Annotated in this window: 13 protein-coding genes and 2 pseudogenes; all 15 read right to left on the bottom strand. The window is 35.8% G+C overall.

All coding sequences use genetic code 11. The features are described from left to right. Positions 1 to 135: pseudogene (locus tag QZN33_RS11175) on the bottom strand (F420-nonreducing hydrogenase); the annotation flags it as partial. Positions 136 to 151: 16 nt separating this feature from the next. Beyond that, positions 152 to 555, bottom strand: a pseudogene (locus QZN33_RS11170) (hydrogenase iron-sulfur subunit). 318 nt (positions 556 to 873) lie between these two features. Further along, positions 874 to 2124: a SufD family Fe-S cluster assembly protein gene (locus tag QZN33_RS11165; RefSeq protein WP_296792592.1), complete on the bottom strand. Its 1251-nt coding sequence runs from the start codon at positions 2122 to 2124 to the stop codon at positions 874 to 876. After that, entirely contained in the window at positions 2093 to 2848 is a 756-nt protein-coding gene (locus QZN33_RS11160) for an ABC transporter ATP-binding protein (protein WP_296792587.1), read from the bottom strand. Before QZN33_RS11160 ends, QZN33_RS11165 begins: the two co-directional genes overlap by 32 nt. 143 nt (positions 2849 to 2991) lie before the next feature. After that, complete coding sequence (locus QZN33_RS11155) at positions 2992 to 3261, bottom strand: PRC-barrel domain-containing protein (protein WP_292739171.1); 270 nt, start codon at positions 3259 to 3261, stop codon at positions 2992 to 2994. A gap of 54 nt (positions 3262 to 3315) precedes the next feature. Beyond that, positions 3316 to 3924 (bottom strand): NTP transferase domain-containing protein, encoded by a 609-nt coding sequence (locus QZN33_RS11150; protein ID WP_296792572.1) that lies wholly within the window; start codon positions 3922 to 3924, stop codon positions 3316 to 3318. Positions 3925 to 3938: 14 nt separating this feature from the next. Then, the gene (locus QZN33_RS11145; protein WP_296792567.1) at positions 3939 to 5411 is read right to left on the bottom strand and encodes a methanogenesis marker 14 protein; all 1473 of its coding nucleotides are present in this window, start codon (positions 5409 to 5411) and stop codon (positions 3939 to 3941) included. 155 nt (positions 5412 to 5566) lie between these two features. Next, positions 5567 to 6499, bottom strand: a complete 933-nt coding sequence (mtrH, locus tag QZN33_RS11140) for a tetrahydromethanopterin S-methyltransferase subunit H (RefSeq protein WP_296792564.1) — start codon at positions 6497 to 6499, stop codon at positions 5567 to 5569. A gap of 13 nt (positions 6500 to 6512) precedes the next feature. Beyond that, complete coding sequence (mtrG, locus tag QZN33_RS11135) at positions 6513 to 6752, bottom strand: tetrahydromethanopterin S-methyltransferase subunit MtrG (RefSeq protein ID WP_296792561.1); 240 nt, start codon at positions 6750 to 6752, stop codon at positions 6513 to 6515. 13 nt (positions 6753 to 6765) lie between these two features. Further along, complete coding sequence (locus tag QZN33_RS11130; protein ID WP_296792555.1) at positions 6766 to 6972, bottom strand: tetrahydromethanopterin S-methyltransferase subunit F; 207 nt, start codon at positions 6970 to 6972, stop codon at positions 6766 to 6768. Positions 6973 to 6985: 13 nt separating this feature from the next. Next, the gene (gene mtrA / locus QZN33_RS11125; RefSeq protein WP_296792552.1) at positions 6986 to 7699 is read right to left on the bottom strand and encodes a tetrahydromethanopterin S-methyltransferase subunit A; all 714 of its coding nucleotides are present in this window, start codon (positions 7697 to 7699) and stop codon (positions 6986 to 6988) included. Continuing rightward, a complete protein-coding gene (locus tag QZN33_RS11120) occupies positions 7700 to 8029 on the bottom strand; it encodes a tetrahydromethanopterin S-methyltransferase subunit B (RefSeq protein WP_296792549.1) in 330 nt (109 codons plus the stop codon). Positions 8030 to 8046: 17 nt separating this feature from the next. After that, positions 8047 to 8859, bottom strand: a complete 813-nt coding sequence (gene mtrC, locus QZN33_RS11115; protein WP_296792546.1) for a tetrahydromethanopterin S-methyltransferase subunit MtrC — start codon at positions 8857 to 8859, stop codon at positions 8047 to 8049. 1 nt (position 8860) lies between these two features. Next, positions 8861 to 9562 carry a tetrahydromethanopterin S-methyltransferase subunit D gene (gene mtrD, locus QZN33_RS11110; RefSeq protein WP_296792543.1) on the bottom strand — a complete coding sequence of 234 codons (702 nt, stop codon included), beginning with the start codon at positions 9560 to 9562 and terminating at the stop codon, positions 8861 to 8863. A gap of 13 nt (positions 9563 to 9575) precedes the next feature. Continuing rightward, complete coding sequence (mtrE, locus tag QZN33_RS11105; protein WP_296792590.1) at positions 9576 to 10463, bottom strand: tetrahydromethanopterin S-methyltransferase subunit E; 888 nt, start codon at positions 10461 to 10463, stop codon at positions 9576 to 9578. Positions 10464 to 10476 lie beyond the last annotated feature (13 nt).

Below are 10476 nucleotides of genomic sequence, written 5' to 3'. Positions count from 1 at the left end.
CATGAGTACAGGGGAAAATTCGAAATCAGCGAATTCCATAACATCAATTAAGGATTCGTGGAAATCCGCAATGGATAAGTGGCAACCGGAACATCCGCCTAACCACATAGTTCCTATTTTTACTTTATCTGCCATATAAAATTCCTCCAATTTATCCTTCAGCATCTAATTGTTTTTTCAATGGAGCTGGACCTAATTCTTTGATTCTGTTAACCATCATTTTAACAGATTCTGAGAATTTTTCACCTTCGGATGCGGAAATCCAATCGTGGTGAACTCTTTCTTTTCCAATTCCCATTTCTTCGACTAATTTATAAATTAATCTCATTCTACGATCTAATTTGTAGTTACCAGCATCATAGTGGCAGTCACCCATGTGACATCCAGCTACAAATACCCCATCAGCACCTTCTTGGAATGCTTTTAAAACAAATTGTGGGTCAATTCTTCCAGAACACATTACACGAATAACTCTAATGCAGTACCAGCTGTGTCTGCTCCTCCATAGGAACACCAGTTGCAACAAAACATTACAATTTTTACATCATCAGCCATAGAGTTTCTCCTCCTCTATAAATATTTTTTTGCGAATTTCGAAAAACTTGCGTCTTTCTAATTCAAATTTTAAAGTTTTTTAAAAAATTTTAAAATCTTTTTTTAAGACCTACACTTTTAGGCAAGCCTTAAAATCACAATTTCTGTACGTAATGAGCTAGCTCAGCATTACATTATGTACTGATTAATATATTTCATTAATAATTAATATAAAGCTTACTTAGAAATTAAAGTCAAAAAGTTTATATACTATGAAACAAGGCAATTAAAAAAATAAGAATAAATGTTAAAAATAGAAAAAAAGAAGTGATGATGGAATTACATTCCATCTAAACTCATATCAATCATCATTTGGGTTTGTTTAGCTAATTCATCAGGAAGACCTGTAATGTCCATGTTTAAAAATCCTCTTACAATCATAGACTCGGCATCTTCCTCAGTGATACCTCTGGAAGTTAAATAATTAATTTCTTCTTCAGAAATTTTACCTACAGCTGCTTCGTGAGACATCTCAAGATTTGCAGAACTAGCTTCAAGTTCAGGTACTGCATAAATAAAACTGTCGTCTGACAATACTAAACCGTGACATTCCAAATGACCTTTTACATCAGGAACAGTACCTGCCAAATGACCTCTGGCATAAATTTTAGATTCATCCTGTGCAACTGCTCTTGAAATAACTTCTCCTCTAGCACCTTTAGCATTAAGGAGAACTCTTGAACCAACATCAATAATTGAATCTTTTTTACCTCCCTGAATACTTTGGAAAATAGCTCTTGAATTTTCACCGTCACAGTATGCAGTTGGGAAAGATTGAATAGTGCTTACAGGACTGGTTAAAATATAATTGTTAATATAAGTGGAGTTATCCATTAATTTAACACCGGTTCTTGGACGTACTTCAACCTGTTCAGCCCAATTGTGAACCATTGTAAAGGTAATTTTGGAACCTGGTTTGAGATACATTTCAGAAACTCCGACATGCATTGCAGAAGCAACGTCATCACCGGTAGCACAGCCGGTAATCAAATGCAATTCTGAGTTTTCCTCAGCAATGATAACATTGTGAGCTGTCTGCATAATATCTGCATCACTAATAAACATACAAGCCTGTACAGGCATTACTTCTTTAGTTCCAGGAAGAGACCTTACAAAATAACCACTTTGAACACCGTCTTTCTGTTCACGTAAAGCAGTTTTAGCTGTATATTTATCAGCATCAGGTTTTACGACTTTCCAAAGATAGTCTTCTAGCCAATTGTATTTATCAAGTGCAACACCAATGTTCATTACTTCAACAGAACTTGACATGGAGTTATTTGTAAATATATTACTTTGGTCGACCTGTAAAAATGATCCGGATCTGTTTTTTTCTTCAGTATCTACACCTACTTTTAAAAGGTCTTTTTTAGTCTGTTTGTTTAAATCATCCAAATCATCAATCATGTCCAAAGCATTGACGGTTTCATCAGTGAAATTTTCTATTGTGACATCTACACCTAGTGCAGCTTTTTTATCCTTCGCTCTTTCAGCATCTTCATAAACATTGCGCACATTCAACACATCCATTAAAACCATTTTTTCTAATATCTTCAAGAATTTCTGTCGGGTTACCAGAACAGGAAATTACCCCATTCATTAAAACATGTGCTTTATCCGCACTGACAAAGTTTAAAATATAACCTAAATGAGTAATTAAAAGTCCGCTTCTTTTTCTGGAGCCTTGAGGTTTATCTTTATCTAATAAAGTTCCAATTTCAGAAGCAAGTAACTCTACATTTTCAATATCTACACCGGAATCCGGTTCGTCAAACATTGTAAAATCTGGCATTTGAGCAAGCAATTGTAAAATTTCAGATCTTTTTACTTCTCCACCGGAAAATCCGTAATTAACATCCCTGTCCAGGAATTCATCATTAAATTTAAGCTGGTCAGCTAATTCTTTCATTCTATCATTCAAATCATCATCCATATCCTGATTTGAAATGATTTTAAGCAAATCTCTTACAGAAACCCCTCTGATTGATGGAGGAGATTGGAAACTAACTCCAATACCAAGTTTTACTCTTTCTGCAGTAGTTAAATTAGTAATATCTTGACCTTTAAATTTGATAGAACCTTCAACAACATTATACTGCGGAAAACCTAATATTGTTAAAAATAAAGTACTTTTTCCAGCACCATTAGGTCCTAAAAGAACATGAGTTTCACCTTCAGCTATAGAAAGATTAATGTTCTTTAAAACTCTTTTACCGCCCACTTCAACGGCTAAATTTTCAACTTCAAGTAACATTATAATCACCCTTTTTTAAGAATAAAATGAATTTGTTTTATACTATAATAACTATAATTAACTAAATATAAATAGTTAACACATGACAAAAAAAATAGTTTTTAAAAGAATAGAAATTAAATAAAAAAAGAGAATAACTGAAATTATTCAGTTACAATAATAAATTCGCCGACTTTTTCAACTTTAGCGAAAGGAACTAACAATAAGTCACCATTTCTTTTAGCACCTTTTACATGGATATTACGGTCACTTTCTACCCTGATAGCAATATCGACTATTTTACCGGTTTTTTCATTGATAATCAATTCATCCAAAACACCGAGGATACGTGCATTGTTAGTAGCTACTTGATAATTTTTAATTTCGCTCCATAATTTTTCTTCTCTTTTAGGAATTTGTTGTTTATTTTCCATTAAATCACCTGATAAAAGTAAATATACTTATATAAATATATAATTTCATTATATTTAAATATAATATTCCTGATAGAATTTTTCTGCAACTTCACTATCCAGAAGAGTATTAATATTCAAAGCCAACTCTTTTTTTGGAATAATAAGCTGGTCTTCATCCTGTACAATGTTAACGCTTCTCAAAACATTCAATCCTGATGGAACATTACCATTGAATTCATAAGAATAATTTAAACCTAAATTTTCAAATATTTCTACCGGAACTAAAGTGGATAAAGCATCTTTATCAGATTTCATATAATAATCCAAAACATGATCTATAGTCTCTGTAGAAATAAACGGCAAGTCTGCGTTTATAAAAAGAAGGACATCATCTTTAGAAGTTTTCTCAAAATAATCCAAGATATACGACAAATCAGTCAAGTAATCTTCACCTGAAGTATCCAATATCTGAAAATCAGCATCTAGAGAATTTAGATATTTGGTGGTTTCCTGAGTATGAGGACTAACCGCAATAATGATTTTATCAATAAATCTAGATGATTCCAGATTATCAAGTACATATTTAATCAATGGTTTACCGCATAATTCAAAAAGAGGTTTTTCGCAGGGAACTTTAAGTCTAGTTCCCATACCTCCAGCCATCAAAATTGCATAAATCATACAAAAATCACGATTTATTTAGCGAATTTGCCGCCGGCCATTTTCATACGATCTTTAAGGATACATCTTCCACCCTGTTTACCACCAATAGGAACTTTAGGAGTACCCATAGAGTTCATACAACGAGCCATAATAGCAGAACCTAATGCAAGACCATCTTCAACGAATACGACATTTTCAAACTTATCCTGAACCGCTTCTAAAATAAGTTCAGGTTTACGTCCTGTAATACCTGCCCTACCAGTAATTCCTAAAGCGGAACCAGGAACAATGACATTTTCTTTGAATGCAACATCCAATACTCTTTTAACAATATTGGTACTTACATAATCCAATGTTGAAAGCAATGTTGGAAGACCGTCTGCATCATAGAATTGAGCACCCAATTCCATTAATTCAGGAAGTTTATCCCCATTGAATCCAACATCACAACCGATTAAAGTTGTACCTGCTTTTTCAGCAGCTACAGGATTTACAGGAACTGTTCCGAATCTTTCCACATCCATCGGAACTTTAGTAATATTAATTAATTTGTGAGCTTCAAGAGCATTTGCTTCAGCTTTTTTGTGATCAGCTTTTTTCATGGCTTTTTCTGAGTATAAATCTAAAGCAGCACCATTTTTCTTATCGATTTGTCCAGAACCTCTGGCTAAAGAATCGCTTACAACACCCGCAAGACCTAAAAAGTTACCAACAGTATTAGCATAAGGTTCATTATCATTAACAATACGTCCTGCCAATGTTGAACCGAAATCCAGTGATACACAAGGGTTTCTGTAATCAACATCAGTCCATTTAGCACCTAATTTGATTCCAGCAGTAACAAGTTCCCCTTCCATTTCATTTGCAACAGTTTCTTTTCCTTCAGGAGGAACTACACTAACAACAGCACCGTCAAACATGATATTTTCTAAAAGGGAGTGTTTTTGCAGCCTTTCAGGAAGTTGTGAAATACTCATTGCAGGAGACATCTTACGAGGAGGAATATCTGCTTCAAGACAACCGTCAGCTAAAGCAATAATGAGCTGACCTGCTTCTTCAGCAGTTGCAAAACCTGCAGTAACCCCAGTAGATCTAACAACAAAGTCTAAATCTTCATCTTTATCAACTTGACATTTTCTTAATGATTCTAAAACAGTATCTCTAATTAATTCAGTTACAGCTTCTTTAGAAAGTTCAATACCCCAAACAGTTTTACCGAATACGTCTTCTGAAGGTTTTGGTGGTCTGATATCCCTAGTCATTTTAACTGTTTTGTTAAGTAAATAAGATTCACTAGTGTTCAGGTTAGTAGCCATCACTATACATTTGGTAGTGGTATTTCCCAATTCAACAGAAGCAGTTACATAATAAGTATCTGGTTTTTTAACAGCACCAGGACTTGCAGGACCTGCCCTTTGAGCTCTTAAAGTAGCTAAATTACCTTCTTTAGAATGAGCAATTATAGGTTTAGGACCTTTATTAAAAAGTTTACTTAAAAAAGACATTATTCAACCTCTCCAATTTAAAGTTAAATAATAATCTATTATTAAGATAATATAAATTTTGTTAAAAAATTTTTAAGAAAAATCAGCGAAAAGTAGTAAAAAAATTTAAAAAAAAGATTAGATGAAATTAATCATCTAATCGGGACCCTTTGTGTTTATAATAATTTGTTAATTGGGTGTTCTTCTACAGGTTCAGTACCGATATCTTTTGCTGCTTCAGCAATCATGATATCTGCCATACCACATGCAGGGAATGCAAGTCTTGCATTTTCGATTGGTCCAAAGAGTACAAAGTCCCCACCAGCCATTTGTTGAACGATATTGGAACCAATATCACAAACAGGCCATGCTTCTTTGTGTTCTTTTTTGTATCCTCTTAACCAGTCCCATGCGGATGGAACGTTGTGAATACCAGATCCTACTGGGTATCCCCATTTAGCTTTTACTGCGTAAGAAGTTCTTACTGCAGGTCCTGCACCTTGACCTAATGGAGTAACTGCTACATCCATGAATGGTTTAGTAATACCACATTCGTCAGCCATTTCGAGAATACCTTGGTCGATTACATCTCCACCAGTTTCCCAGATTTCGATTTTACCTTCTACACCAGGTTTCATTGGGTTGAAACCTAAGAGAATGGATGCATCGATGTCGGAGTTTTTAACAGCTTCAATTTCTGCAGGTTCAGCAGCCATACTTAAAGAGTTGTAAACAGCTCTTTCAGTTAATCCGACTTCTTGTACGTATTCTACACCTGCAATTTTTGCAGCAGCTGCAGTTGAGTCAATAAGGAAAGGTTTGTCACAGACGTCTCCTACAAATTCTAAGTATTTTACCATAGCTTCTGCAGTAGCACCGAAAGTTTGTACAACACATGGGTTTCCGGTTACGTCAGACATTTCTTCCATTGTTTTAATTCTTTCTTCAGCAGCATCTTTATCAAAGATACCTTCTTTTTCATCACTAATAATATTGTGTCCACCGTAAAAGATAGTTCCTGCTAAAACAGTAGGGTATTCACCAGGTTGCCCTCCCATTTTCATACCAGCAACATCAATGACGAGTTGTTCTTTATCAAATCTTAACATAAATATAAACCTCCTATAATAAGGCAGATAACATTGAAGTTACACCGAATTTTATAGCTACAATTAATATAATTAATCCAATTATAATACCATATAAGATACCAACATCTCTACCACTTTGTTGGCCTAAACGTTGATAATATTCCCCTACAGTGAAATCAACTTTTTCTTCTGCATCATCTAATTTTGCAACGATTTGGTTGAAATCATCGGAGGAAACCATTACTTGAGGTATTGAATCTCCTTCACTCATATATAACACCTCTTTAGAATCCTAATAATGTTGCAATAAAAGGAATTATTACGATTAAAAGTATTGCAATGCAAGCACCAATTGCGAAACCTTTAAATCTTGTTGCAAGTAAACCTGCGAATAGTTTACCTTCTCTTGCAAGGAGTTTTGAACTGTATTCAGCATCATCTGCTGCAGTTTTCATCCCATTAATATTTGGTTTGTTTGAAATTTGTACCATATTCATCTCCTCCTTAAATCAAGAATAAAACTCCAATTATTAAAGTAAAAGCTAATCCGATCATTATACCTTGTACTTTACCAGCGTAATTTCCCGCCATGTTTCTTTGGACAGCACCGACCATGTCGATTTTAGTGTTTATATCCCTAATTCTTGCTTCAACGAGTGCAGTTTCAGCAGAAACAACTCTAATTGCTTCTCCTTCTTCTTCTTCCCCACCGTCATCATCAACGGAAATAACCATAGCTTCTTCTTCGAAAGCACCTGGGTCTTTTTCTACACATTCATTGATTTTTGATTGAATTGCTCCAATATCTTCTGTGTCAATTAAATCAACAATTTCTAATTGTTGTTGGAATCTTTCAACACCGTCAAGTGGAACATTTTCTACGAATGGAATAGCACCAGTTGCGCCAATAATTTTCTTTTTGTCAGGGTCTGCACCATTTTCATGTAAAGCTTTAAAACTTTGACCAGTGATGTGACCTTGTACTTCCGCACCAGCTAATATTAAGAAACGAATATTAGGGTTGGAAATAATATTAGCAACTACTTTTTCTATTCCTAAGTTTTCTGTTTTACATGGACCTGCAATAGCTGCACCAGAAAGTTCTGCTTCAATGTGAGAAGCTAAAGTTGTTACTGCAACTGGGCTTTCTGGATCACCGACAATGTAGTCTCCACTGATAACCGGCCAGCCGTCTGCAGGAGCTTTTTTATCAGCCATCTATAAAACCCCCAATACTTCTAAAATAGGTAATGCAGCAAATATAATGAATGTAGCTAATAAGAATCCATATACAATGTTAGTTAATAATCCTGCAGTAATGTAAGAACCATCCCTTCCAGGGAAAGAGCCAACAGGACTTGTGTATGGGTCTAATGAAGCCATTAATTCATCAGCAGCTAATTCCACTTTTGCTACTTGTTCGTTTACATCATCCATAGATAGGAGAACAATTCCTGAACCTAAAGATGAACTTAAAACCCCAGTTACAGGGTCATATGCGAAATTCATTTCAGGTACAATTTGTACCATAGGTAACATTTGAGCCATATTTAATTCCTCCTAATCTAATTTTCAACTTTAGGCCATAATCCAGCCCATTTGGTTGAAGCAGCGTCATTCATTGAAGCTAATACGAATGCTCTGAATGAGATGACCCAACCAACTAAACCTACAATGAATACAATGAACCAGCCTAATCCACCTGAAGTTACAGACATGAGACCAACTAAAGTCATGGATAAGAATGCAGTAGATGCTGCACATTTTAAAGTTCTTACTTGATCTTCGTTTGGTCCTAAACATGCGTTGAATGGATGTTGGATAGCCATAGTACATAAGATAAATAATACAGCAATGAATCCAGTTGCTACAACATGTTCATAAATTGCGAGCATGTCGAAAGAACCTGCGATTGCTACAGAGAAAGCAAGGATTGCTAAAGTTGCTGCACCAGCAATTTCAATAGTACATTGAAGCATGATAGGTATTTTCATTCCTACAATTTTAGTAGCAACGATTGCAATAATAGCACCAATAATAACAGCAATTACGAAAGCTGCGATTGGTCCTAACATAGCTATATTTAATATAGTTGCTAAACTGATACCTGCTAAAGCAGAGATAACACCAACGGATAAAGACATGTAACCAATAGATGGTACACCAGTACCTAAACCGTAACTTGCTACTCTACGAATAGCATCTGATCCCCATACGATAGCTAAAACAGCACCGAGACCTGCAATAACTGATCCCATATCGCCTAAAAAACCAGTGATATAAATTGCAAGTAATCCTCCAACAATACCTACAGCGAGTAACATTGTTGAACTTACTGCACCTGCAGCTGCACCATCAGCACTTCCACCAGCAGACATTTTAGATACCTCCAGTTAAAATAATACAAAAGATTCCGACAACGATAGATGCGATAGCACATGCAAGAGCTCCAGTACCAATTCTTTTGAATTTTGGATCGTGCATACCTTCAATGGTACCACCGATGTTGTATGAAGCGATTACAGAGTTAATAAAGAACACACCTACACCTAAAATAGCAGCTAAACCAACACTTACAGTAGGGTCGAGTACAAATACAGTATCTTGCATAGCATTGTAAATTCCGTAGTAGACTAATCCACCACCAAAACCACCAAGGAGACCACCGATAAGACCACTAACAAATGAAGTTAATGGTACACCGTGACCTTCGGTACCAGGGGTTTTGTAAGCTTCTTGATTACGTTTAGTAATCCAGTCTACAGGTACTTTTGATGCAGCAGGAACAATACCTACACCGAAGATGTAGATTAAGTTAGCAATGAGCATAGTAATACCCATCATAATCATAGCACCAATAGCACCACCTATACCTACTATATAGAATGGTTCACCTGTCATAGTTGCAGCAGTAATAAGACCTGTTAAACCAGCACCAGCAGCTAACATAGCAGTACCGGTACCTACACCAGTAGCTGTTGCCATAGCTGCAGGAGCTCCTCCTACAGGAATAAAGTGCACACCTGCACCAATCATAATACCGCCTATTGCGATGAATAAAATTAATGAAATTGGATCCATAATCGAAACCTCCTTATTCTTCCTCATATGGTCCATATTTGTTTCTTGCAAATACTTCTAAGTAATTATCCATGATGATTAATAAGATAATTATTATAATACCTACAACAATACCACCATATACTCCAAATACTACTGTATTCCAGAAACTAAAGAATACAACGAGACCGAAACAGAAACCAGTTAATGGTCCACCGAATTTAGCACAGAAGTTTACTACATCCATAGAGTTTTTAGCACCTAATGGAGCTTTAGTAACGATATCCCCTTGAATAGCTACAGGGGTTCCTCCACCAAATTCGAATTTTTGATACTCACTTTCTGCACCATAGTGAACGTCCCCGGTTGAAGAACCGATAGCACCTAAAGCAATACCCCAGAGCATTGCTAAGAGTGGTAATGGGAATACGTGTAATGGTTCACCCCAAAATCCTAATGGAATGGTCATTAAGTAAGAAATTCCGACAATACAAAAACTAGTTATAAATCCGTGACCTACGATAGGTCCTAAAGATTGAGTTAATACATCCATAAATAATGGTTGTTCAAATTGGGATTGTCCAACAATCCTTCCCATGTGGGATGTAACAGTATAAATAGCGTGAACAAAAGCAGCGACACAAGCACCCATTGCAATAGCTACGATAGGCATCATTCCTAAAGACATAACTATGTATGCAATAGCACCAGCAACACCACACCAAACACCATAAGCGACTGGTTCACCAGAAGCCGCCTTGTTTATCATACGGTGTAAATGTCCCATTTGTGGAGCAAGTTGAACTTGGGAGTTAGGGTTACTTTGAGAACCGATATCAGATTCTAAGTCCTCTGCAGCCCCTCCGATAGTAGCAACTGCACCCATTAATGCAACTACACCTAATGTTACAGGGTCCATAATTTTTTTCCTCCAT

The organism is uncultured Methanobrevibacter sp. (assembly GCF_900314615.1).
GTDB lineage: Archaea > Methanobacteriota > Methanobacteria > Methanobacteriales > Methanobacteriaceae > Methanocatella.
The sequence above is the reverse complement of the archived record's forward strand: the minus strand, read 5'-3'. Positions and strand labels throughout refer to the sequence as shown.